The sequence below is a fragment of the Sphingomonas arvum genome (assembly GCF_026013565.1).
GTDB lineage: Bacteria > Pseudomonadota > Alphaproteobacteria > Sphingomonadales > Sphingomonadaceae > Sphingomicrobium > Sphingomicrobium arvum.
In genome coordinates this window covers 333,815-357,327 of sequence record NZ_JAPDOB010000001.1, presented here as the reverse complement: position 1 = coordinate 357,327, position 23,513 = coordinate 333,815, and the positions used below count along the sequence as shown (strand labels likewise).

Annotated in this window: 23 protein-coding genes, 2 tRNA genes and 1 pseudogene; 12 read left to right on the top strand and 14 right to left on the bottom strand. The window is 67.6% G+C overall.

Annotation, left to right across the window (positions count from 1 at the left end; translation table 11 throughout):
- The first annotated feature begins 152 nt into the window (after positions 1–152).
- On the top strand, positions 153–1,370 hold the full coding sequence (locus OMW55_RS01820; protein WP_264880356.1) for an NnrS family protein: 1,218 nt from the start codon (positions 153–155) through the stop codon (positions 1,368–1,370).
- A 22-nt stretch (positions 1,371–1,392) separates the two neighbouring features.
- Here OMW55_RS01820 and OMW55_RS01815 read toward each other — a convergent pair.
- Positions 1,393–1,482 (bottom strand) — tRNA-Ser (locus OMW55_RS01815).
- A 115-nt stretch (positions 1,483–1,597) separates the two neighbouring features.
- On the opposite strand from OMW55_RS01815, the gene OMW55_RS01810 reads away from it, so the two are divergent.
- The 6 genes and pseudogenes from OMW55_RS01810 to OMW55_RS01785 all read left to right on the top strand — a co-directional run bounded on the left by OMW55_RS01810 (position 1,598) and on the right by OMW55_RS01785 (position 7,327).
- A complete protein-coding gene (locus OMW55_RS01810; RefSeq protein WP_264880355.1) occupies positions 1,598–2,266 on the top strand; it encodes an SDR family NAD(P)-dependent oxidoreductase in 669 nt (222 codons plus the stop codon).
- Between the two features lie 65 nt (positions 2,267–2,331).
- Complete coding sequence (hspQ, locus tag OMW55_RS01805; RefSeq protein ID WP_264880353.1) at positions 2,332–2,682, top strand: heat shock protein HspQ; 351 nt, start codon at positions 2,332–2,334, stop codon at positions 2,680–2,682.
- A 148-nt stretch (positions 2,683–2,830) separates the two neighbouring features.
- On the top strand, positions 2,831–5,641 hold the full coding sequence (locus tag OMW55_RS01800) for a TonB-dependent receptor plug domain-containing protein (protein ID WP_264880352.1): 2,811 nt from the start codon (positions 2,831–2,833) through the stop codon (positions 5,639–5,641).
- A gap of 133 nt (positions 5,642–5,774) precedes the next feature.
- A pseudogene (gene rplU / locus OMW55_RS01795) lies at positions 5,775–6,128 on the top strand (50S ribosomal protein L21); the annotation flags it as partial.
- A 215-nt stretch (positions 6,129–6,343) separates the two neighbouring features.
- Positions 6,344–6,622, top strand: a complete 279-nt coding sequence (gene rpmA / locus OMW55_RS01790) for a 50S ribosomal protein L27 (RefSeq protein WP_264880348.1) — start codon at positions 6,344–6,346, stop codon at positions 6,620–6,622.
- A 168-nt stretch (positions 6,623–6,790) separates the two neighbouring features.
- A complete protein-coding gene (locus OMW55_RS01785; protein ID WP_264880346.1) occupies positions 6,791–7,327 on the top strand; it encodes a GNAT family N-acetyltransferase in 537 nt (178 codons plus the stop codon).
- Positions 7,328–7,342: 15 nt separating this feature from the next.
- Here OMW55_RS01785 and OMW55_RS01780 read toward each other — a convergent pair whose 3' ends face one another.
- Positions 7,343–8,236 carry a metal-dependent hydrolase gene (locus OMW55_RS01780; protein WP_264880345.1) on the bottom strand — a complete coding sequence of 298 codons (894 nt, stop codon included), beginning with the start codon at positions 8,234–8,236 and terminating at the stop codon, positions 7,343–7,345.
- Positions 8,237–8,286: 50 nt separating this feature from the next.
- Here OMW55_RS01780 and OMW55_RS01775 point away from each other — a divergent pair, with 50 nt between their 5' ends.
- Complete coding sequence (locus tag OMW55_RS01775; RefSeq protein ID WP_264880343.1) at positions 8,287–8,880, top strand: TetR family transcriptional regulator; 594 nt, start codon at positions 8,287–8,289, stop codon at positions 8,878–8,880.
- A 4-nt stretch (positions 8,881–8,884) separates the two neighbouring features.
- On the opposite strand, the gene OMW55_RS01770 is transcribed toward OMW55_RS01775, so the two are convergent.
- Together OMW55_RS01770 and OMW55_RS01765 are read right to left on the bottom strand one after the other, a co-directional pair.
- Complete coding sequence (locus tag OMW55_RS01770; RefSeq protein ID WP_264880342.1) at positions 8,885–9,403, bottom strand: carboxymuconolactone decarboxylase family protein; 519 nt, start codon at positions 9,401–9,403, stop codon at positions 8,885–8,887.
- A gap of 164 nt (positions 9,404–9,567) precedes the next feature.
- Complete coding sequence (locus OMW55_RS01765) at positions 9,568–10,110, bottom strand: peroxiredoxin (protein ID WP_264880340.1); 543 nt, start codon at positions 10,108–10,110, stop codon at positions 9,568–9,570.
- A gap of 121 nt (positions 10,111–10,231) precedes the next feature.
- Here OMW55_RS01765 and OMW55_RS01760 point away from each other — a divergent pair, with 121 nt between their 5' ends.
- Positions 10,232–11,164: a hydrogen peroxide-inducible genes activator gene (locus OMW55_RS01760; RefSeq protein ID WP_264880338.1), complete on the top strand. Its 933-nt coding sequence runs from the start codon at positions 10,232–10,234 to the stop codon at positions 11,162–11,164.
- Here OMW55_RS01760 and OMW55_RS01755 read toward each other — a convergent pair.
- Both OMW55_RS01755 and katG read right to left on the bottom strand, forming a co-directional pair.
- Positions 11,130–11,417 (bottom strand): hypothetical protein, encoded by a 288-nt coding sequence (locus OMW55_RS01755; protein ID WP_264880336.1) that lies wholly within the window; start codon positions 11,415–11,417, stop codon positions 11,130–11,132. The two genes, OMW55_RS01760 and OMW55_RS01755, sit on opposite strands and share 35 nt — an antisense overlap.
- A 68-nt stretch (positions 11,418–11,485) precedes the next feature.
- Positions 11,486–13,729: a catalase/peroxidase HPI gene (katG, locus tag OMW55_RS01750; RefSeq protein ID WP_264880334.1), complete on the bottom strand. Its 2,244-nt coding sequence runs from the start codon at positions 13,727–13,729 to the stop codon at positions 11,486–11,488.
- A gap of 116 nt (positions 13,730–13,845) precedes the next feature.
- Here katG and OMW55_RS01745 point away from each other — a divergent pair, with 116 nt between their 5' ends.
- Positions 13,846–14,229, top strand: a complete 384-nt coding sequence (locus OMW55_RS01745; RefSeq protein WP_264880332.1) for a GFA family protein — start codon at positions 13,846–13,848, stop codon at positions 14,227–14,229.
- Positions 14,230–14,287: 58 nt separating this feature from the next.
- Here OMW55_RS01745 and OMW55_RS01740 read toward each other — a convergent pair whose 3' ends face one another.
- The 3 genes from OMW55_RS01740 to pgsA form a co-directional block, all read right to left on the bottom strand.
- Positions 14,288–14,716, bottom strand: coding sequence for a hypothetical protein (locus OMW55_RS01740; RefSeq protein ID WP_264880331.1), 429 nt, complete (start codon positions 14,714–14,716; stop codon positions 14,288–14,290).
- Between the two features lie 643 nt (positions 14,717–15,359).
- Positions 15,360–15,686 carry a hypothetical protein gene (locus OMW55_RS01735; RefSeq protein ID WP_264880330.1) on the bottom strand — a complete coding sequence of 109 codons (327 nt, stop codon included), beginning with the start codon at positions 15,684–15,686 and terminating at the stop codon, positions 15,360–15,362.
- A gap of 69 nt (positions 15,687–15,755) precedes the next feature.
- The gene (pgsA, locus tag OMW55_RS01730; protein ID WP_264880329.1) at positions 15,756–16,322 is read right to left on the bottom strand and encodes a CDP-diacylglycerol--glycerol-3-phosphate 3-phosphatidyltransferase; all 567 of its coding nucleotides are present in this window, start codon (positions 16,320–16,322) and stop codon (positions 15,756–15,758) included.
- 89 nt (positions 16,323–16,411) lie between these two features.
- Here pgsA and OMW55_RS01725 point away from each other — a divergent pair, with 89 nt between their 5' ends.
- Positions 16,412–17,830 (top strand): MFS transporter, encoded by a 1,419-nt coding sequence (locus OMW55_RS01725; RefSeq protein WP_264880327.1) that lies wholly within the window; start codon positions 16,412–16,414, stop codon positions 17,828–17,830.
- A 200-nt stretch (positions 17,831–18,030) separates the two neighbouring features.
- Positions 18,031–19,038, top strand: coding sequence for an LLM class flavin-dependent oxidoreductase (locus OMW55_RS01720; protein WP_264880326.1), 1,008 nt, complete (start codon positions 18,031–18,033; stop codon positions 19,036–19,038).
- 20 nt (positions 19,039–19,058) lie between these two features.
- Here OMW55_RS01720 and OMW55_RS01715 read toward each other — a convergent pair.
- From OMW55_RS01715 to OMW55_RS01695, 5 genes are all read right to left on the bottom strand, one after another.
- Positions 19,059–19,144 (bottom strand) — tRNA-Leu (locus OMW55_RS01715).
- Positions 19,145–19,212: 68 nt separating this feature from the next.
- On the bottom strand, positions 19,213–19,518 hold the full coding sequence (locus tag OMW55_RS01710) for an integration host factor subunit beta (protein ID WP_264880325.1): 306 nt from the start codon (positions 19,516–19,518) through the stop codon (positions 19,213–19,215).
- Between the two features lie 138 nt (positions 19,519–19,656).
- Positions 19,657–21,372, bottom strand: coding sequence for a 30S ribosomal protein S1 (gene rpsA, locus OMW55_RS01705; RefSeq protein ID WP_264881972.1), 1,716 nt, complete (start codon positions 21,370–21,372; stop codon positions 19,657–19,659).
- Between the two features lie 326 nt (positions 21,373–21,698).
- A complete protein-coding gene (locus OMW55_RS01700) occupies positions 21,699–22,346 on the bottom strand; it encodes an RlmE family RNA methyltransferase (protein ID WP_264880324.1) in 648 nt (215 codons plus the stop codon).
- Complete coding sequence (locus OMW55_RS01695; RefSeq protein WP_264880323.1) at positions 22,343–23,392, bottom strand: Ppx/GppA phosphatase family protein; 1,050 nt, start codon at positions 23,390–23,392, stop codon at positions 22,343–22,345. The genes OMW55_RS01700 and OMW55_RS01695 overlap by 4 nt, the downstream gene beginning before the upstream one ends.
- Positions 23,393–23,513: the final 121 nt, after the last annotated feature.

The window sequence follows — 23,513 nt, the reverse complement described above, 5'->3', positions numbered from 1 at the left end:
CTCCGGACCAAATCGCAACCGTGCCGTTCCGGGACTCGCGCCTGTCTCGGCGATGGCATCGGGTAGGCTGGTCGCCATGACGCTGCCAGGCTCGCCGCCGGTAAGTAGTTTTGCGCATGGGAGGCCGGCCCTGCTTGCCCCAGTGAACGACCATGATCACCCGCGGCGAACAAATGCTGGCGCTTCGCCGCCGGCGCATGGCCCAGTCCCCCGCCTTCCTGCGCGGCGGCTTTCGTCCGTTCTTCTTCGGCGGTGCGGCCTGGGCGCTCCTGGCGCTCGCCTGGTGGCTGTGCAGCCTCGCTGGCGTTGTTACCCTGCTTGTCGCGATCGACCCGCTCGCCTGGCACCGGCACGAGATGCTGTTCGGCTTCGTCGGCGCGGTCGTTGCCGGTTTCCTGCTGACCGCCATTCCGAACTGGACCGGTCGTCTCCCGATCGCGGGCGCGCCGCTGGCCGCGCTGTTCGGCTTGTGGCTTGCCGGCCGAATCGCCCTCCTGTTCTCGGGCCTGCTCGGCCAAGCGACCGCCGCCGCGTTTGATGTCGCCTTTCCCCTGGTCATTGCGGCCGTCGGCGCGCAGGAGGTGATCGCCGCCAAGAATCGCAACCTGCCGGTGGTGGCGGCAGTGCTGCTGCTGGCTGGCGCCAACGCGCTCGATCATGCGGCGATGGCCGGGCTGGTCGCCGACCCGCTGGCCGGCGTGCGCCTTGCGATCGGTGTGATTTCCGTGCTGATCGCCCTGGTCGGCGGCCGCATCATTCCCAGTTTCACCCGCAACTGGCTGGTGAAGCGCAAAGTCACCGTCGGCCTGCCCACCCAGCCCGGCCGCTTCGACCTCGCCGCGATCACCGCCACCGCCGCCGCCCTGCTATTGTGGACGGCGCTACCCAATGCCCGCCTTACCGGCCTCCTGCTGGCGCTCGCGGGCGCGCTGCAGCTGCTTCGGCTGTTGCGTTGGCGGGGCGTGCGGACGGTGGCCGACCCGTTGGTGTTCATGCTGCATGTCGCCTTTGCCTGGCTCCCTGCCGGACTGCTGCTGCTCGGCGCCAGCATTCTCCGGACGGACGTCGTGCCGCAATCGGCCGCCGTCCACGCGCTCACCGCCGGCGCCATGGGATCCATGATCCTGGCGGTGATGACCCGCGCCAGTCTCGGCCACACGGCGCGCGAGCTGCGTGCTGACGGCGCCACCTGCCTGCTCTATCTGCTGGTCACTGGCGGCGCCCTCGCCCGTGTCGCCGCTCCGCTGCTGGTCCATCACTACACCGGGCTGATGCGCACGGGCGCGCTGCTCTGGGGCGCCGCCTTTTTCCTTTTTCTGCTGCGCTATGCGCCGGTCCTGTTCGCCCCACGCAAGGGCGAGCGCGCCTGAGCGCAGGGATGGGAAAGGCAGCTGGCGGAGAGGGTGGGATTCGAACCCACGGTACGGTTGCCCGCACGCCGCATTTCGAGTGCGGTGCTTTCGACCACTCAGCCACCTCTCCGCATGATAAGGGCGCTGCCCGGCGGGTCGCGGGCGGCCCTCTAGCAGCGCCCGTGGTTCTTGCCTAGCCCGATGGTCAGCTTGGCGCACGGCCCGCCGACCCCGACACTTCGCCCATGTCAGCCATCGTCATCGGCGCTTCGGGCGGGATCGGCAGCGCCCTCGCCGACCTCCTTTCGCAGCGCGGACCTGTTGTCCGCCTGTCCCGCTCGGCCGGCGACCTGGACCTCCTCGATGAAAGCAGTATCGCCGCCGCCGCCGCCCGCCTTGCCGGCCAAGCGCCCTTCGCCCGCATCATCGTCGCGACCGGCTTGCTCCACGACGACCGCCAGGACCCGGAACGCAGCCTACGCGACCTTTCCGCCGAGCACCTGCAGCGCAGCTTCGCCATCAACGCCATTGGACCGGTCCTGTGCCTGCGCCACTTCCTTCCGCTGCTCGCGCCTGATGGCCGGTTCGCCGCCCTGTCCGCCCGGGTCGGCAGCATCTCGGACAATCGCCTCGGCGGCTGGTACGGCTACCGCGCCGCCAAAGCTGCGCTCAACCAGCTCGTCCGGACCGCCGCCATTGAGCTCGCCCGCACGCGCCGTGAAGCGGTCTGCGTCACCCTTCATCCGGGCACCGTGGACACGGCCATGAGCCGCCCGTTCCAGCGCGGCGTCGCCCCTGACAAGCTGTTCACCCCCGTCTTTGCGGCCGAGCGCCTGCTGGCCGTCCTTGACGCGCTCACCGCCGCCGACAGCGGCTCCTGCTTCGACTGGGCCGGCACCCGCGTTCCGTTCTGACCGCTTGTGCTGTATCCGCGGCGCATTAAGTTGCAGCCATGTCGCTCGTGCAACGTTCAGATGGAATGGACCGTGATCCCGCCGCTCCGCCGGTGTCCAGGGCTCGCTTCGGCATCGGCGAAGTGGTCAGGCACCGCTTGCTCGATTTCCGCGGCGTGATCTTCGACGTGGACCCGGTCTTCGCGAACTCGGACGAATGGTACGAAGCGATTCCCGCGGAGATTCGCCCGCGCAAGGACCAGCCCTTCTACCACCTGCTCGCCGAGAATGCGGAGTCGAGCTACGTCGCCTATGTCAGCCAGCAGAACCTGCTGCCCGACGAAGAGGACGAACCGATCGACCATCCGGCGATTGATGGGCTTTTCGACGGCTTCGAACCGGGCCGTTACAAGCTTCGCCCGGAGCACCGGCACTAAGCTCCGGCCGCCACCTTGTTGCGGCGCAGCAACAGGTGCGTCACTGAATCGACATCAGCTCCCGCGGCCGCTTGCCGGTGCGCGCGAATTCGCATCTCCTCCCTCCTGCCGCCAGCCTCGCGTCTCGTTGCTGCAGGAGCTTAGATCGATGACCCTTACCGTCCGCGCCTCGTTACTCGCGTCGCTTAGCCTGTTCTCCTTCGCCTCCGCCGCCGCCGCGCAGGATGTTCCGCCCGCCCAGGACGCCACCGCCTCCACCCAGGCGCAGGACGAGCGTCCGGCCGGCGACCAGACCATCATCGTCACCGGAACCCGCAGTTCCAACCGGACTGTCGCCGACAGCCCCGTGCCGGTGGACGTGATCGGCTCCGACGCGATCGTCCACACCGGCCAGACCGAGACCAACCGGATCCTCAACCAGCTGGTCCCGTCCTTTAACTTCCCGCAGCCGTCGATCGCCGACGGCTCCGACACGCTCCGACCGGCCACCCTGCGCGGCCTCAGCCCCGACCAGACGCTGGTGCTGGTCAACGGCAAGCGCCGCCACGTCGCCTCGCTGCTCAACATCAACGGCACGATCGGTCGCGGCAGTTCGGCCGTGGACCTGAACCTCATCCCCGGCATCGCCATCAGCCGGGTGGAGGTGCTGCGTGACGGCGCCGCCGCCCAGTACGGCTCGGACGCGATCGCCGGCGTGATCAACATCCAGCTCAAGAACTCAGCACACAGCGGCCGCGCCAGCCTGACCTATGGCGAATACCACACCACCCTGTCGGACGTGGCCGCCGTCACCGGCCTGCAACTCGGCCCGGACGGTCAGCCGGTGCTTGGCACCGTGCCGACCAACGATCCGCGCTATCTCCTGGCCAACACCGACGGGGAGCGGAAGGCCAACGACGGCACGCAGGTGACCGCCGCTGCCAACCTCGGCCTGCCGCTCGGCGACCGCGGCTTCGTCAACGTCTCGGCCGAATATCGTAGCCGCGACCGGACCAACCGCGCGGGCTATGACCTTCGCCCGAACTTCAATCGCCCGACCGCCGCGTTCGACCCGCGCGAGGTGAACTTCAACCGGCTCCAGTTCCGCTTCGGCGACCCGGACTCGAAGGATTACACGGTCTTCGTCAACGCCGGCTACGACATCACGCCCGACTGGGAACTCTACAGCTTCGGCTCCTACGGCCACCGTGATGCGACCAGCGCCGCCAACTGGCGCCAGCAGGCCGCGGCGGCCAACCGCAACTACGCCGTACTCGCGCCCAACCAGGCGCCGAACACCGCGAACTTCGTGCCACTGACGGACATCGGCTTCCTGCCGCTGATCGGCACCGACCTCGATGATTATTCGGCGTTCGTTGGCACCCGCGGCGCGGTCGCCGGGTGGAAGGCCGACTTCTCCGTTGGCCGCGGCTACAACAGCTTCGATTATCAAGTAAGCGACACGCTTAATACCTCCTACGGTACCGCCAGCCCGACCGACTTTGACGCCGGCGGCCTGCGCTACGCCCAATGGGTGGCGAACGCCGACTTCTCGAATGAGTACAACATCGGCGCCGCCAAGCCATTAACCGTCGCAGTTGGCTTCGAGCACCGGCGCGAGCGCTTCAAGATTCGCCCTGGCCAGGTAGAGTCCTACGCCGCCGGTCCGCTGGCGATTGCGCCGATCACCACCACCGCCGCCAACTGCATCACCACCCTTAGCGGCCGGTTCGACCCGGCCACTGGCATCTGCTCCTTCCCGGGTCGCGCCGCTCCGGCCGGCGCGCAAGGCTTCCCAGGCATTCCCGCCTCGGCCCAGACCAACCAGGCGCGGCACAGCTGGGCCGCCTACGCGGAACTCGACACCGATCCGGTGGCGAACGTCACCACGACGCTGGCTGGCCGGATCGAGCGCTATTCGGACTTTGGTACCACCGTGAACGGCAAGTTCGCCGCCCGCTGGGAGTTCCTGCCGGGCTATGCGGTCCGCGGCGCCATCTCCAACGGCTTCCGTGCGCCGTCATTGCAGCAGCAATATTTCACCACTTTCTCAACCAACTTCATCGGCGGCGTGCCCGTCGACATCGCCACCCTGTCGGTCACTGCACCGGCGGCCGTCGCCCTCGGCGCCAAGCCGCTGAAGCCTGAGAAGTCGGTGAACGTGAGCCTGGGCGCCACCGCGAACCCGCTGCGCGGCCTGACCCTCACCGCCGACCTCTACAACATCAAGATCAAGGACCGCATCGTCCTCACCGAAACGCTCGGAACGGGCGGCACCGGCAACATCGCCACCGTGCAGGCGCAGGTCACCAGCCTGCTGCTGGCGGCCGGCTTCCCGCAGGTCTCGGCCGCCCGCTTCTTCGTCAACGGGGTGGACACGACCACCCGTGGCATTGACCTGGTGGCGGCGTACAACCTGCGCACGGGCAGCTTGGGCAAGTGGACGCTGACCGCCGCCTACAATCGCAACAAGACCAAGATCGACAAGCGCTTGGCGGCTCCCGGCGCGCTGGCGCAAATCCCCAACATCGTCCTGTTCGGCCGAGTGGAAGGCATCCGCTTTACCGACGGCCAACCGCGTGACAAGATCGTGCTAAGCGCCGATGGCGACTTCGGCCAGATCGGCTTCACGGCCCGCACCACCCGCTACGGCAAGGTGGTCTCGCCCGGCTCGGAACCGCCGCTGGCGCCTAACCAGACCAGCCTGACCGCCTACGGCCCGGACGATATTTTCCTCGGCCGCAAGTGGATCAGCGACGCCGAGCTGCGCTGGAAGCCGGGCGGCGGGACCGAGTTCGCGCTGGGCGCCAACAACGTGTTCGACGTCTATCCGGACCGCTCGCCATTCGGCCTGCGCCCGGGCTCGACGACGGCCGCCAACTCCTTCCCGGCCAACCAGGAGTATATCCCCTACTCCATCTTCTCGCCGTTCGGGTTCAACGGCCGCTTCGTCTACGCCCGCGCTTCCGTCGATTTCTAAGGCGCGCGGGGGGCGGGGCGCGGTTGACACCCGCGCCCCCCTCCCCTAGGCGGCAGCCCTTCCGCGCGGGGGTGCGCCCCCGGGCCTTGCGGCGTGCGGAAGCCGAGTTTCGAGCCAGAAAAGAGAAGAGCCAATGTTCGCAATCGTGCGCACGGGCGGCAAGCAGTATCGCGTTGCCCCCGGAGACAAGATCGTCGTCGAAAAGCTGGACGGCAACGCCGGCGACAGCATCACCCTCTCCGACGTGCTGCTGGCGGGCGACGGCTCCGACCTCAAGGACACCGGCGGCCTGACCGTCGCGGCCGAGATCGTCGCCCAGGCCAAGGCCGACAAGGTGGTGATTTTCAAGAAGCGCCGCCGCCACAACTACCGCCGCAAGAAGGGCCATCGCCAGCAGCACACGATCCTCAGGATCGTGTCGGTCGGCGGCCAGACCGCGCAGCAGTCGTCCTCGACTGCCAGCGCCGCTCCGGCGCAGGCCGACGCCTCGGCCACCGACGGCGCCGCTCCCAAGGCCAAGGCGCCGCGCAAGGCCAAGTCGCCATCGCCCGCTCCCGAGGATGCGGTCAGCGCCGAGGGCGTGGCTCCGGCCGACGCCGGCACGGAGGCAACTCACGAAGTCTCGACTTCGGATGCCGCACCTGCTAACAATTCGTCCGAAGGCCAGCAGGCCTAACCTAATCGCAAGAAGAGTTTTTCGTCATGGCACATAAGAAGGCTGGCGGTTCCTCGCGCAACGGCCGCGACTCGGAAAGCAAGCGCCTCGGCGTCAAGAAGTTCGGCGGCGAATCCGTTCGCGGCGGCAACATCATCGTGCGTCAGCGCGGCACCAAGTGGTACCCGGGCGACAACGTCGGCCTGGGCAAGGATCACACCCTGTTTGCGCTCTGTGACGGCAAGGTCGAGTTCCGCGACGGCCGACTTGGCCGCAAGTACGTGCACGTCGCGCAATTTATGCCGGCGGCGGAAGCAGCCGAATAAGGGTTGGTCGCTGACGGGCCACCCTCCAGAGGGGCCGGCCCGACCCGACATCCGAATACCGGATTAGGAAAGGGAGAAGAGGGAAGGCCCCTCTTCTCCCTGTTCTTTTTCTTCTCCCGAAACTGTCATGCGACCCCGCTAGCGGGGCCGCGAGTGGGGAGACGACCAATGTTCGCACGGACCGACCGACTGCTGTTGAGACCCGGCTGGGCCGAGGACGCGCCCGCCCTCGCCAAGGCAATCGCCGACGAGCAGATCGTCCGCAATCTTGCCACCGCGCCCTGGCCGTATGGCCTGGCCGAGGCGCAGGCCTTTCTCGGCGCGCCCAAGGATCCGGTGCTCCCGACCTTCCTGCTGTTCCGTCGCACGGATGGCGCGCCGCAGCTGGTTGGCGGCTGCGGCTTCGGTCGCCGCCCGTCCGGCAATGTCGAGCTCGGCTACTGGATCGCCCGCGCCCACTGGGGCCAGGGCTATGCGACGGAAGCCGGCCGCCAGCTGCTGGAGATCGCCCGCACCCTCGGTCTGCCGCAGCTCGAGGCCGCCCACTTCCTCGACAATCCGGCCAGCGGCCGCGTGCTGGAGAAACTCGGATTCACCCCGACCGGTCTCACCGCGCCTCGCCACAGCTGTGCCCGCGGCGGCGAGGCGACCAGCCGGCTCATGACCCTGCGGCTGGCGGAGCCGGAAGGACGGATGGCGGCGTGATCAGGTCACCCCGGCTCAGGCCGGGGTGGCGCTCCGCACCCGCTTCTTGGGCGGCACCTGCAGGTACGGGTAGGTCTGCTCCCACCCCTTGATCAGCTCGCGGTCGTCCTCGTTCCACGGGTGGAAACCGGGCAGGAAGAATTTAAGCCACGCCGCGCCAACCTTGCGGAAGATACCGGGCTTGCCCCACAGCGCCCACAGCAGCTTCAGCTTGACCTTGCGGCCCGTCAGCCCGTCCTGCCGCAGCAGCTCCATCGCTCCCGCGGTCCGGTGCTCGACGAAGTTCTTCGTGACCAGCAGCATCATCATGGACTTGAGCTTCCACCGCTTGAACCGCGGCCAGCCCTTGGTCACCGCCAGCCAGGTGTCATAGGCGACGCCCTTGTGCTCGACCTCCTCGACCGCATGCCAGCGCCACATGTCGGCGGTCGCCTGGTCGGCCCCGGCCAGGTGCCGCGGGTTGGCCAGCAGCTCGTGCGCGATGATGGCGGTGAAATGCTCCAGGCACATGGTCGACATCAGCCACGCGATCGGCGGCTTCTCGTGCAGCTGCTCCAGGCTCTCGTCGACCGTCTGCTCCAGCGGCGACAGGTCGTAGCCGGCGTCCGTCGCCCGCTTGTTGAACGCCAGGTGCTCGCGGCTGTGGATCACCTCCTGCGTGGTGAAGGCCCGGATCTCGCCGGCCAGCCGCTCGTCGGCGTGGTCGCGGAACGCCCGCACCGATTCGATGAAATTGGCCTCTCCCTTGGGGAAGGTCGCCGACAGCGCATTGTAGATGGCGGTCTGGTACGGATCGCCGTTCAGCCACCAGCGCGCGGTCTGCTCGTCCCGCCCGAAGCGCAGGTCGCGCGGCGTGATCGTCAGGTCCGCTGGCGTCGGCGTGGTCCGCTTCAGGGTTGCAACGTTCATGTCCGTCCTCCAAGCCTCACGCCACGGATATCTGATCATTGCTTACAAATATGTCAATCAAACCGCTCGGGCGGAAAAGGGTTTCACCGGAAGAAAGCCGCGCCGCGGCGCTGGCCGCCGCGCGCGCCCTGTTGATCCGGGACGGCGCCGCCGCCGTGACGCTGCAGGCGGTGGCAAAGAATGTCGGCCGCACCCACGCCAACCTGCTGCATCACTTCGGGTCGGCCGCCGGCCTGCAGCGCGCGCTGGCCGAGGACATCGCCCGCACGGTCTCGGCCTCGATCGAAGGCGCGATCGAGCAACGTCGCCGCGGTGAAGGCAGCGAGCGGCAAGTGATCGACGCCATGTTCGATGCCTTCCGTCGCGAAGGCGCGGGCGAACTGATCGGCTGGATCGCGCTGACCCGCCAGCGCGAGGCGCTGGAGCCGATCGTCACCACTATCGAGCGGATCATCCGCATCATGCGGGCCGCGGGCGACCCGCGCCCCGTCGACCGCATGACGCTCGGCCTTACCCTGCTCGCGATCGGCGACAGCCTGGCGGGCGAGGAAATCGCCCGTGCCTGCGGCTTGAATCGCGAAACCGTCCGCGAAGTCGCCGTCCGCCAGGTCGAGGCGCTGGCCGGCGAGGCCTTGCGCGACTGAGAACCTAAAGGGTGGCGTGGACCGTCGCGACCGCCTTCACCACCGCCGCTACCCGCGCCGCGGCCTGGATCACCTCCGGCTTGACCCCATGCTCGCCCAGCACCTTCTCATGGCTGTCGATGCACATGCCGCAGCCGTTCATCGCGCTCACCGCCAGGCTGAACAGTTCAAAGTCGGCCTTGTCGATGCCCGGATTGCCAATTGCGTTCATCCGCAGGCCCGCCCGCAGCGTGCCGTAGACCGGGTTGGAGGCGAGGTGGACGAAGCGGTAGTAAACGTTGTTCATCGCCATCACCGCCGCCGCCGAACGCGCCGCATTGGCGGCCTCGTCGGACAGCTTGCCGGCGACCTCGGCCTCGGCTGCTTCGACGATCGGCTTGTACCCCGTGCCGTGCGCACAGGCGAGCAGCAGGCCATACTTGCGCTGGTCGCCCAGCAGCTGGTCGTTCAGCAGCGACCCGAGGTTTAGCCGCAGGTCCTTGGCGTAGTCGGGCAGCGCGTCGGCGAATTGCTTGAGAGACATGGGGATCATCCTGCATTGGAATGGCAAGCTCCCCGGCGCCGGGGGACGGCGCCGGGGAGTGCAGCCAGCGAAACCGGCATGGGACAGGGGGTATCCCGTGGCTGCCGGGTGGCACGCAGCCTCCCGCCCAAACAGGGTACGGGCGGGAAGTCCGTTAAGGTGGCTTAGGCGGCCGGCTTCAGCGTCTGCTGGCCTTCCGTCCAGTTGCACGGGCACAGCTCGTCGGTCTGCAGCGCGTCCAGCACCCGCAACGTTTCCTGCGGGTTGCGGCCGACGTTGAGGCCGTTCACCGTGACGTGCTGGATGACGTTGTCCGGATCGATGATGAAGGTCGCGCGGTAGGCGACATGCTCGGCCCGATCAAGGATGCCCAGCGCCTCGGCCAGCTGCTTGCCGTTGTCCGCGATCCACGGGAAGTCGGCCTGCGCCAGCTGCTCGTCCGACTTGCGCCATGCGAAGTGGACGTGCGCGGTGTCGGTCGAGGCGCCGATCAGGTCGGCGTCGCGGTCGGCGAACTCACCCTTCAGCTCGCCATAGCCGACAATCTCGGTCGGGCAGACGAAGGTGAAGTCCTTGGGCCAGTAGAACAGCACCTTCCAGCGGCCGTTGGTCTGGCCAAGGTCGATGGTCTCGCCGTTGGGAAGGGCCGACGTCCCCTGCTGGACGGGCAGGACAAGGCTCGGAATAGTGTCACCAACGGTAAGCATTCAGGTCTCCTGGTGTGTTGATCTCGCATTTGCGAGAACGTGTCGTGTTGCACTGCCGCATGTAAGGTTTCGGAGTGATTGCACAAGGCGCTAAGTTCGATCAAAGTGATTGGCGAAACCGATGAGCGCCTACCTCCCCACCCTGCGTCAGCTGCAATATCTGGTCGCCCTCCACGACCATGGCCATTTCGGCCGCGCGGCCGACGCCTGCTTCATCACCCAATCGACGCTGTCGGCGTCCCTGCGGGAGCTCGAGACGCTGCTCGGCCACATGCTGGTGGAGCGCACCCGCCGCGTGATCCGCTTTACTCCACTGGGCCTGCGCATCGTCGACAAGGCTCGCCGTGTCCTGCGCGAGGCGGAGGAGTTGGCCGACATTGCCCAGGCCGAGCGCACCCCGCTGACCGGCGACTTGCGCATGGGCGTCATCCCGACCATCGCCCCCTTCCTCCTGCCCGCCATCCTGCCCCGCCTCCGGGCCGAGTTCCCCGGGCTTCGGCTCTACCTGAGGGAAGAAACCAGCCAGGCGGCCTGCGACGGCCTCCATCGCGGTCAGCTCGACTGCGTGCTGCTCGCCATGCCCTATGCGTGCGGCGACGTGGAGGAGGCGGAGTTGTTCGCCGACGAGCTGATGGTCGCCTTTCCCGCCAACGAGCCCGCGCCCGACGCCGTGCAGCCCGACGACATCGCCGCCGGCCGCCTGCTGCTGCTGGAAGACGGCCATTGCCTCAAGGACCATGTCCTCTCCGCCTGCAATCGGCCGGACCTGCGTGCGTCGGCGATGATGCTCGGCACCTCGCTGCACACGCTGGTGCAGATGGTCGACAATGGCTTGGGCGTAACTCTGGTCCCGCGCATGGCGGTCGACTCCGGCCTGCTCGACAACACTGGCGTCACTGTCCGCCCGCTTGATGCCGACCATGCCAGCCGCCAGATCGCCTTGGTCTGGCGCCGCGGCTCGGCCCGTACCGCGGAGTTCCAGCTGCTCGCCGACGCCTTCCGCCGTCACCGAGAGGATTTCACTCCAGCCCGAGCAGCCACCGCGCCAGGTTGACCGGCCGCACCTCGGCACCGGGCAGCCCTTCGCGCAGCTGGCGCCGATGGGCCATGATCCACTGCAGGCACTCGCCCCGGCTCTCGAAGGGCCGCTGCTGCTGCGAGCTAACCCGGCAGGTCGCTGGATCGAGCAGAAAGCGCGCCCCGCGTCGGCAGCCGGGTGCCCCGCTCCAGTTGCGCTCGGGAGCGATTACCGCCGGCGCCCACCAGGCGCGGCGGCAATCCAGGTCAACGAGGCCGTCGCCGTGCATCGCGCCTCCTTATGCAGCCGCTCCGGCCGCCAGGACTTCAACGTCGCTGCGGCCGGCTCGGGTCCGGCTCACACCCCGCGGTTGCTGCCGTCGCCCGCCTGATCGGCCGACACTTCGCCCTTGGCCAGCAGGTCGAAGCGGTCGGCGTTCATCACCTTGGTCCAGGCGGCCACGAAGTGCCGCACGAACAGCTCCTCGTTGCCGCGCTCGGCATAGACCTCGGCCGTGGCGCGCAGCTGGCTATTCGACCCGAAGATCAGGTCCGTCCGCGTCGCCCGCCACTTCTCCGTCCGGCCGCCACGGTCGTAACCGATGAACTCCTCGTCCGCGCTGGTATCGACCACCTCCCAGAAGGTGTCGTTGTCCAGCAGGTTGACGAAGAAGTCGTTGGTCAGCTGGCCCACGCGGTTCGTGAACACGCCTTCCGGCTTGTTGCCGTGGTTGGCGCCCAGCACCCGCAGGCCGCCCAGCAGCACCGTCATTTCCGGCGCCGACAGCCCCAGCAGCGCCGCGCGGTCGAGCAGCAGCTCCTCCGTCCGGACGCTATGCTTAGTCTTGAGGTAGTTGCGGAACCCGTCCGCGACCGGCTCCAGCACCGCGAAGCTCTCCGCATCCGTCCAGTCCTGAGTCGCGTCCCCGCGCCCGCCGGTGAACGGAACGGTGATGTCGAAGCCCGCATCCCGCGCCGCCTTGCCCACCGCCGCGCTGCCGGCCAGCACGATGGCGTCGGCCATCGACATCTCGCCGCGCAGCTCGTCGATCTTCGCCAGTACTTGGCTGAGCTCCTCAGGCTCGTTCACCGCCCAACCGCGCTGCGGTTCCAGCCGGATGCGCGCGCCATTTGCGCCGCCGCGATGGTCCGACTGGCGGTAGGTGGAGGCGGACGCCCAGGCCGTCTTGACCAGCTGCCCAATCGTCAGCCCGGAGTTCAGGATCGCCTTCGCGAAGGCCTGCACCTCGGCACTGCTCGGGTCGCGGCCGGCCGGTACCGGGTCCTGCCAGATCAGGTCCTCGGCCGGCACTTCCGGCCCGAGGTACCGCACCTTGGGCCCCATGTCGCGGTGGGTCAGCTTGAACCACGCCCGCGCGAACGCGTCCTTGAACGCCTCGTGGTCGTTCCTGAACTTCTCGCTGACCGCCCGCATCTCCGGATCGACCTTCAACGCCATGTCGGCGGTGGTCATCATGGTGGGGACCTTCTTGCCCGGCACATGGGCGTCCGGCGCCATGTCCTCCTCGCGCTGGTTGATCGGTTGCCACTGCTGGGCCCCGGCCGGCGAGCGGACCAGCTCGTATTCGTAGTCGAGCAGCAGCCGGAAGTAGTTCTCCGACCATTGGGTCGGCGTGTTCACCCACGCGCCCTCGATCCCGCTGGTGATGGTGTGCTCGCCCATCCCGCTCTCGTGCGTGCTGGTCCAGCCCAGCCCCTGCATGGCGATGTCAGCGCCCTCCGGCGCGTCACCGACGTGGCTCGGGTCGCCCGCGCCGTGCGCCTTGCCGAACGTGTGGCCGCCGGCCGTCAGCGCCACCGTCTCCTCGACGTTCATCGCCATCCGCTCGAACGTGATCTTGATGTCGCGCGCCGACTGCATCGGGTCGGGCACCCCGCCCGGTCCTTCAGGATTGACGTAGATGAGGCCCATCTGGATCGCGGCCAGCGGGTGCTCCAGTTCAAGCTCCTCCTCCGGCAGGATGCGGGTCTTGTTGTCCGGGTGACCGACGAACTGCTCTTCGGAGCCCCAGTAGATGTCCCGCTCCGGCTCGAACACGTCGCGTCGGCCGCCCGCGAAGCCGAACACCGGCCCACCCATGCTCTCGATGGCGACATTGCCGGCCAGGATGAACAGGTCGGCCCAGCTGATGTTCTTGCCGTACTTGCGCTTGATCGGCCACAGCAGCCGCCGCGCCTTGTCGAGGTTGCCGTTGTCCGGCCAGCTGTTGAGCGGCGCAAACCGCTGCTGCCCCGAGTTCGCCCCGCCGCGCCCGTCGGCCGTGCGATAAGTCCCCGCCGCGTGCCACGCCATGCGGATCATGAACGGCCCGTAGTGGCCGTAGTCCGCCGGCCACCACGGCTGGCTGTCGGTCATTAGCGCGGTCAGGTCCGCTTTCAGGGCATCGTAGTCGAGCGCATTGAACGCCTCGGCATAGTTGAAGTCCGCCCCCATCGGATCGGGCGACTTGCCGTTCTGGTGCAGGATATCGACCGGGATCTGCTCGGGCCACCAGTCCGCGTTCTGCCGCCCCAGCAGCGACCGCACGGTCACCGGCTTGTCCATCGGGCAGCCACTCATCTCACCGGTCTTCGCGTCCATCGGTCCAGCCTCCTCAAGCGTTCGTCGATCCTGCCCTACCTCCGCCCGGCACACGACAGAAACAAATCATCTTCGCCAGGGTGAGCGACAAAAGCGATTGAAGGAGCGCGCCGGCAATGCCCGCACGACCCATTGCGGACAATCCCGACCCGCGATTACAAGTTCGCATGAATGTTCAGGGAAGCTGTCACTGCGGCAACGTGCAAATCGAGCTGGCGAGCAGGCCCGAATGGGTCGCCGATTGTAACTGCTCCCTCTGCCGCCGGCTTGCATGGCGTGTGGCTTATTTTCCACCAGACCAGGTGCGCGTTTCCGGCGAGACGACCGCCTACGTCTGGGGCGATCGAATGATTGGCATTCATCATTGTCCAGTTTGCGGTTGCGGCACACACTGGCAAACTCTTGGCGAAGACTTCGGGAAGATGGGCATCAATGCCCGCCTGCTCGACGGTTTCGATGAAAGCGCCATCGAGGTCAGGAAGTTTAACAATGCCGGCTAGAGAGGCGTGGCCCTAACGTCCGCTTTCGACCCAAAAAGCAGACCCCTCCAGCCCAGCCTCACCGCCGCCACACGAACCATTCTTCCGCATCCTCGCCGTACAGCAGCAGGATGGCGACGCCCTCCAGCACCACCTGGAACGCCGACACGGCGATGATCAGCCCGTCATGCTCCCCCAGCGGCTGCACCAGCCCGCACCCGCGCAGGAATGCCGCACTGGTCGCCACCCCCAGCAACCAGCGCGCCGCCAGCGCCCCGCGCGATGCGCGCGAAGCGGCGAAGGCGACCAGCAGCATCAGCCCGAATGCCAGCGCCAGCCCGACCGCCCGGATCAGCCGGATGCGCTCCGCCAGCGTCGCCGCCGCCTCCGGCGTCAGCCGCACCGAAAAGGTCATGGCGCTGGTGACCTCGGTCGCCAGCACCGCCGACAGCAGCAGGCTCGCCGTGAACAGGACGCAGAACAACTGGATCGACCGATAATTCGCCACACTACCCCCCCTCGGGTGCCGCCCGCCGCATAGGCCGCCGGCTCCTATCAGGAGCTTAAGCGCTCACACTCCCGCCGCGCAGTCCCGGAAAAATCCTGTCCTACACACTCCCAGCTGTGTTCCAACACGGTTCATGGAAAATCAACATCACGAACCGCAGCGACCCCGCGCGACCGCCACGCGCGATACCACCCTCGCCGACCGCCTCGCCACGGCGGAGGACGGCACCACCCGCCACGACGGCTGGACCGCCGAGCGCATGGCGGCCTTCTGCGCCGCGCTGGCGGAGTGCGGCGTGGTGGAGCAGGCCTGCGCCCACGTCGGCATGGCCCGCAGCGGCCTGTACGAGGCGCGCCGCCGCAACCCCTTGTTCCATCTCGCCTGGGAAGAAGCACTGCTCGACGGCGCCCGCCATCGGCTGGCCGACGCACTGCTCGGCCACGCCTTCAACGGCGCGGTGGAGCGCTTCTATCGCGACGGCGAGCTGGTCTCGGAAAAGCGCTTCGTCGACACCCGCCTCGGCTTGGCGCTGCTGAAGCGCCTCGATCGCCGCGCGGCCGAGGTCGCCGCCTCCGCCAACGCCGCCACCGCCGCCGGCGCCAGGCAGGCCGAGCGCGCCAAGCAGCAGACCTTCGACCTGTCCTTAAAGGCGCTCCGGACCGGCAGGGAGGACGACCTCTGCGCCGCGCTCGCCCGGGTCAATGCCGAGGATCCGCACCCCTTCCTCGACGAAGTGGACGAAGTGGACACTCCCCCATTTTCGCCCACCCTCGCCGCACCCCACCCGCAGGTCGGCCGCGATTGCGGCGGCTGGACGACCAGCTTCCCGCCCCCGGATGGTGCCGACCGGCACGAGGCCGAGGCCGACGATCTCGCAGATCTCTTCCGCCCCCGCGTGGGCGACCGTGACTACCAGCGCCCCTGCACCGCCAGGGAAAGCCGGCTGCTCGACCAGTGGGTCGACGCGCAACTGGCCGGCGAACGCGCCGAACGCGACCGCTTCTTCGCCCAGCTGGCTGACCTCAGCCAGCCACGCCCGTCAGTCCATGTGCGGCAGGCCGACCCGCAGGTAGTCCCATCCTGTGACCAGGGTCAGCAGCGCCGCCGCCCACAAGCTAGCAAGCCCGACCAGGTGGACCCACTCGGCGTTGGGCACGGCGCCCGCCAGGATCAGCGCACCCAGCGAGACCAGCTGGAAGGTGGTCTTCCACTTGGCCAGCCGACTGACCGGCATGGACACGTGCAGCGGGGCCAGGAACTCGCGCAGGCCGCTGACGATGATCTCGCGCAGCAGGATGGTGAGCGCCGGCAGGATGTGCAAGCCGGCGATGATCGGCAATTCGGTGGGGTGCCGCGTGCTGACCAGCATCACGATAACGCCCGCGACCATGATCTTGTCGGCGATCGGGTCCAGGAACTGCCCCAGCCGGCTGATCCGCCCCTGCGCTCGTGCCAAGTAGCCGTCGAAATAATCGGTAATTCCGACAATGCAGTAGAGGACGAAGGTCACCAGGTAGTCGACCGGGCTTGGCCGCCACAGCAGGAACACCAGGATCGGCACCGCCAGGATGCGCGACAGGGTCAGGAGGTTGGGCAGCGACAGCATTCGCGGAGGTTCTAGCCCAGCCCGGGTGAATTGCGAAGTGACGACACGCGCTTGTGCCGGACCGCATCCGCCGCCAAACACGTGCGCTCATGCAGACCAGCCTGTACCTCGTGCGTCGCCGCCGCTTCCTGCCGCTGTTCGTCACGCAGTTCTGCAACGCCTTCAACGACAACCTTTATCGCACCGCCATGGTGATGCTGGTGATCTACGGCATCTATCGCTCGGCGGAGCAGGAGGCGACGTTCAGCGCGGTGGCCGGCGGGCTCTTCATCCTGCCCTTCTTCCTCCTGTCGGCACTCTCCGGACAGCTGGCCGACGCAATCGACAAGAGCCGCATCATCAGGCTGGTGAAGACCGCGGAGATCGGGATCATGGCATTCGGCGCGGCCGGGCTGCTGCTCCACAACGTGCCTCTGATGCTGGTGGCGCTGGCGGCGATGGGCGTCCATTCGACCTTCTTCGGCCCGATCAAATACGCGATCCTGCCGCAACACCTGCGCGACGACGAGGTGCTGGCCGGCACCGGCCTAGTCGAGGCGGGCACCTACATCGCCATTCTCGGCGGCACGATCCTGGGCGGCCTGTTGGTTCTGCAGCGGCCCGACGGCAGCTACCATGCCGAATGGGCGGCGTTGGGCGTCTTGGTGGTGGCGGTGCTCGGCCGCATCGCCGGTCAGTTCGTGCCGCCCGCGCCACCGGTGGACGAGCCGGAGGACCCGGAATTTCCCGCCCGCGGCCTGGACTGGCACGTGCTCCGCGCCTCCGTTCGCCTGATCAAGGCGACCATGCACATCCCCCGCCTGTTCCTGGCGATTATGGCGATCAGCTTCTTCTGGGCCATGGGCGCCGTTCTCGCCGCTCAGTTCCCGCCGCTGGTCAAGAACGTCTTCTCCGGCGACCAGAGCGTTGCCACGCTGTTCCTGGCGATCTTTTCGGTCGGTGTCGCGATCGGCTCCATGGCCATCAATCGCCTGCTGAAAGGCCAGGTGTCGGCCCGCTACGCCCCCGCGTCGGCGCTGGTCATGGGCCTCTTTGTCATGCTGCTGTTCCTGCTCGCCCGCAGCTGGCCCGCTCCGACGGGGGCGCTGATCGATGTCACCGCTTTTGTCGCCGACCGCCGTGCCTGGCTGGTAGTCTGGACCCTCCTGGGCGTCGCCATCGCCGGCGGCATGTTCGTGGTGCCGCTCTACGCCTTTCTCACCACCACCGTGCCCAAGTCGGAGACCGCACGTACGGTGGCGGCCAACAATATCGTGAACTCGGGCGCGATGGTTGGGGCGACGGTGCTGCTCACCGGCCTGGTCCAGCTCGGGGTGTCGGTCGCGGGCACCCTGCTCTTGGTGTCGGTCGGCAGCATCTTCTCGGCTTGGCTCGGGTGGAAGCTCCACGCGGCCTGCGATCACCCGCTTCCCGGCTGTTCAGGCGATAAAGAAGCTCACCGCCAGGAAGCCCGCGGCATAGGTCAGGAGGAACAGGCGAAGGTCGTCGGGCAGCGTAACGGGCGCTAGCGCCACCGTCCGGGTGAAAGGCAGGCGGCGGCCGAAGCGGAGCGGTGAGAGGGAACCGGCCGGACGGTGCATGGGAACATCCTTAACCCGTTGTTTACCTTTTCCGCAAACGCCCGATGGCTGGCCGCTATCCCGCTGTCCCGTGGCGGCACAGGGCGACCCGGCGTTGAACAATCCGGCCCGCACCCCAGCTTGTCGCCATGATCCCCCTGTCCGTCCTCGACCTGGCCCCGATCCCCGAAGGCGCCGACGCCGGCATCGCCCTGCGCGCCTCAGCCGACCTTGCCCAGGCCGCTGAGCAGCTCGGCTACCACCGCTACTGGATGGCCGAGCATCACAGCATGCCGGGTATCGCCAGCGCCGCCACCGCCGTCGCCCTCGCCTTTGTCGGCGCGCGGACCTCGACCATCCGGATCGGCGCTGGCGGCATCATGCTGCCCAACCACGCCCCGCTGACGGTCGCCGAACAGTTCGGGACGTTGGAATCACTTTACCCGGGCCGCGTCGATCTCGGCCTCGGTCGCGCCCCGGGCACCGACCAGGCGGCCGCCTACGCGCTGCGCCGCAACCTGGCCTCCGACGACAACCAGTTCCCCCGCGATGTTGTCGAGCTGATGGCCTACTTCGACGGCCCCGCTGGCCGCGTCCGCGCCGTCCCCGGTGAGGGCCTGTCCATCCCGGTATGGATACTCGGCTCCAGCCTGTTCGGCGCCCAGCTCGCGGCCATGCTCGGCCTGCCCTACGCATTCGCCTCGCACTTTGCCCCGCAGCAGCTCGACCAAGCAATCCAGCTCTATCGCGACCGCTTCCAACCGTCCGAGCGGCTGGCGAAGCCGTACGTCATGCTCGGGTTCAACTGCATCGTGGCTGATACCGATGAAGAAGCGCAGCTGCTCGCCACCTCCGTGCAGCAGGCGTTCGTGAACCTTCGTTCGGGCAGTCCCTCCAAGCTCCCCGCGCCGCGCCCGGGCTATCTCGACAGCCTGCCAGGCTCGGCTCGCGCCTTGCTGGATCAATTATTGTCCTGCTCTGCCATCGGCAGCGTAGCGACGGTGCGCACGAAATTGAACGAGTTCGTGGAGCGGACCGGCGCGGACGAACTGATGATTACCGCCCAGATCCATGATCCGGGAGCCCGCATCCGCTCCTACCGCTTGCTACGCGAGGCGGTCGAGCAGCCGGTCTCAGAGGTCCTGACGACGGGCTAGCGCTTGCTAGCCAGGTCACATGGTGCGGGCGGCGGGACTCGAACCCGCACGCCCAAGGGGCAGAAGATTTTAAGTCTCCAGCGTCTACCGGTTCCGCCACGCCCGCACGTTGTGATCAGCCGCCTGGTTGAACCAGCCCGCACGGTGGCGCAATCGCCACCCGCATTGACCCGGCTATTCGGCGGCGTCGGCCACGACTTCGGACAAGTTCAGCCGCTCGCGCATTTCCTTGCCCGGCTTGAAATAGGGCACGCGCTTGGCATCCACGTCCACGCTCGCCCCTGTTCGCGGATTGCGCCCGACCCGCGCATCACGGCGGCGCGTCGAAAAGGCACCGAAGCCGCGCAGTTCCACCCGGCCACCCACCGCCAATTGCTCGGTGATGGAATCGAACAAGGCAGCAACCACACCCTCGACCTCACGCTGAGTGAGGTCCGGAAAGTCGCCGCACAGCTTCTGCACCAGTTCCGACCGGATCATCCTGCCCTCGTCTTCGCTTCTTTGCGTCAGAAAAGAAACGCTTACCCCGATGCTCACGCTGTCAGAGAAAGCAGGACCACGCAAGGGAGCCGTCCCGTGATGGCACGGGTGCGGCGCATGGCACCGCACCCGCGACAGTCACTTCTTCGTCTTGGACTGAGCATCCTTCAACGCCGCACCCAGAATGTCGCCCAGGCTGGCACCGCTGTCGCTGGAGCCGTACTGCGCCACTGCCTGCTTCTCTTCGGCAATCTGCAGCGCCTTGATCGAGAAGGTCGGCTTCTTGGAACGGTCGAAGCCGGTCACCAAGGCGTCGAACTTCTGCCCGACCTGGAACCGCTCCGGCCGCTGCTCGTCGCGATCGCGGCCGAGGTCGATGCGCTTGATGAAGCCGGTCGCGCCGTCATCGCCGATCTGCACCTCGAGACCACCGTCGCGAACTTCGAGCACCGTAACGGTGACCGTCTCGCCCTTGTTGGCACCGGTACCGCCGCCGGCCGCAACGCCGCCGCGCTCAAGCTGCTTCATGCCGAGCGAGATGCGCTCCTTCTCGACGTCGACGTCCAGCACCTGCGCCTCGACGCGTTCGCCCTTGCGGTGCAACTGCAACGCTTCCTCGCCCGACACGCCCCAGGCGATGTCCGACATGTGGACCATGCCGTCGACGTCGCCGTCGAGGCCGATGAAGAGGCCGAATTCGGTGGCGTTCTTGACTTCGCCTTCCACGGTTGAACCAACCGGGTGCTTGTCGGCGAAGTCGGCCCAAGGGTTCGACTGCGCCTGCTTAAGGCCCAGCGAGATGCGGCGCTTCTCACCGTCGACCTCGAGCACCTTGACGTCGACCTCCTGCGAGGTGCTGACGATCTTGCCCGGGTGGACGTTCTTCTTGGTCCAGCTCATCTCGGACACGTGGACCAGGCCCTCGATGCCCGGCTCCAGTTCCACGAAGGCACCATATTCGGTGATGTTGGTGACCCGGCCGCGGAACACGCCGTCGATCGGATACTTGGCCGACGCGCCCTCCCACGGATCGCTCTCGAGCTGCTTCATCCCGAGGCTGATGCGCTGGGTCTCGCGGTTGATGCGGATGATCTGCACCCGCACGGTGTCACCGATGTTCAGCACCTCCGAGGGGTGGTTGACCCGCTTGTAGCTGATGTCGGTAACGTGCAGCAGGCCGTCGATTCCGCCCAGGTCGACGAAGGCGCCGTAGTCGGTGATGTTCTTCACCACGCCCTCGATCACCTGGCCCTCCGCGAGGCTCTGGATCAGGCCCGAACGCTGCTCGGCGCGGGTTTCCTCGAGGATAGCGCGGCGCGACACCACGATGTTGCCGCGGCGGCGGTCCATCTTGAGTACCTGGAAGGGCTGCGGCAGGTCCATCAGCGGCTGCACGTCGCGAACCGGGCGGATGTCGACCTGGCTACCGGGCAGGAAGGCCACGGCGCCACCGAGGTCGACGGTGAAGCCACCCTTCACGCGGCCGAAGATCACGCCGTCGACGCGGTTGCCAGCCTCGAATTCCTTTTCCAGCTTGTCCCAAGCAGCCTCACGACGGGCGCGGTCGCGGCTGAGCATCGCTTCGCCGGCGCTGTTCTCCACGCGGTCGACGAACACTTCCACCTGGTCGCCGACCTTGAGCTCGGCCTTCTGGCCCGGCGCGGCGAACTCGCGCAGCGGAACCCGCCCCTCGCTCTTGAGGCCGACGTCGATCACCGCGAGGTCGTTCTCGATACCGGTAACGGTGCCGACGACGACACGGCCTTCGAAAGCCTCGTTCTCGCCGCCGAGCGACTGGTTGAGGAGAGCCGCGAAATCATCGCGGGAGGGGAAGCTGGTTGCCGCAGTGGCCATAGAGTTCATGCAATCCTGTTCAGGCTCGGTCGGTATGCCGCCAGCCGTTCCAGTGGGCGGAACGGCTTTCCATCTGGCGGACCTGGCAAGCTTGGGTCCAAGGCTCCGCCAGACCCCGTGCCGGGCGGAACATCCGGGCGAACCGATGTGCGTGGGGAGCCCGGACCGAGACCGCTCACCGGCCTCTTAGCGGACGCGGGACCCCAGTGCGGGGTAGAGCGGGAAGGATGTGCAAGCGCCCACGGGAACATCGCCCGCCGAACGCCGCGCCCTTAGCGGAGAGCAGGCCGGAGAGCAAGGGCACGGAGCCAAAGCAACCGCGGATCTTAGTCGGAGCGTCCCTTGAACCCCTGCGCGACCACGTACCATTCGCTGGAGTCCTTGCGGCTAGCGGGCGGCTTGGCGTGCTTTACGGTGCGGAAGTGCTGCTTGAGCTCGGCCAAGAGCTGGTTGTCGGTGCCGCCGGCCAGGACCTTGGCCACATAAGCGCCGCCCGGCTTCAGCACGTCCTTCGCAAACTCCAGCCCCAGTTCAACCAGACCCATGGTGCGCAGGTGGTCGGTCTGGGGATGCCCGACCGTGTTGGCCGCCATGTCCGACAGGACGAGGTCGGCCTCGCCGCCCAGGGCGGCCTTTAGTTGCTCGTCGGCGCCCTCGGTCGTGAAGTCCATCTGCAGGATGGTGACGCCGGGCAGCGGGTCGGTGGGGAGAAAGTCGATCCCGACCACCGCGGCCGCTGGCGCCTTCTTGCGCACCACCTGACTCCAGCCGCCCGGCGCAATGCCGAGGTCCACCACTGCGCGCACGCCCTTGAGCAGCGCGAACTTCTCGTCGAGCTCCAGCAGCTTGTAGGCGGCGCGGCTGCGATAACCCTCCGCCTTGGCCTTCTTGACGTAAGGGTCGTTGAGCTGCCGCTGCAGCCACTTGGTCGAGCCGACCTTGCGGCCCTTGGCGGTGCGGAGGCGGGTCGTCACAGCACGTGTCCATCACGGGCCATGAGCGCGCGCAGGATGCCCTCGCGTATGCCGCGGTCGGCGACGCCGAGCTGGGCCGCGGGCCAGATGTCGAGAATGGCTTCCAGAATAGCGCAGCCGGCAACGACCAAGTCCGCCCGCTCCGCCCCGATGCAGGGCAGCGCTGCTCGCTCCGTGCCGTCCATCTGGGCGATCATGTCGCTGATTTCCCGCATTGCCTCGATGGGCACGTGCAGGCCATCGACGGCGCGGCGGTCGTAGCTGGGCAGGGCAAGATGGACGGAGGCGAGCGTTGTCACCGTGCCGCTGGTGCCGAGCAGGCGGATGTTGTCCTTGTCGGCCGGCAGCAGCTCGTTGAAGCGAGCGAAACTATGCCGCACCCGTTCGCGCATGCGGCCGTAGGCGGCCACGCGATCGGGTCCTTCGATCGACGCCTTACCCTCGCTCTCCGTGAGGCTGACAACGCCCCACGGCGCGCTCCACCAGGCCTTGATCCGCGGCACGTCGCCTTCATCGCCAGGATCGACCAGCACCAGCTCGGTCGATCCCCCGCCGATGTCGAAGATCAGCGCAGGCCCATCACCGGGCTCCAGCAACTTGTGGCAGCCGAGCACGGCCAGGCGCGCTTCTTCCTGCGGGGGAATGATCTCCAGTGCGATTCCGGTCTCGTCCTTGACCCGGTCGATGAACTTGCGGCCATTGGCGGCGCGGCGGCAGGCCTCGGTCGCGACCGAGCGGGCGAGGCTGACCCGCCGGCGCTTCAATTTGTCGGCGCAGACCCCGAGCGCGTCCACTGCCCGGTCCATGGCCGCATCGCTGAGGCGGCCGCTGGTAGCGAGCCCCTCGCCCAGTCGCACGATGCGGGAAAACGCGTCCACCACTGTGAAGCCGCCGTCGGTCGGACGCGCGATCAGCAGGCGGCAGTTGTTGGTGCCGAGGTCAATCGCCGCGTAGGTGTGCCGGCTCGCACCCGGAGGTGGGGACTTCGCGTCGGCTCCGCCCGGACGACCCGGGTGCGGAGCGCTGGCGGACGGAGTCGTCGCCATGATTTGCCCAATTCTTCTCTTCGCCGGCGACGGATCGCCAACCGGCTGACTTGCCGCCGTTTTAAGCCGAAGTTGATGGAGGCCGCAAGTTGACAGGTTCGGGCACCGGACCTAGTTGGGC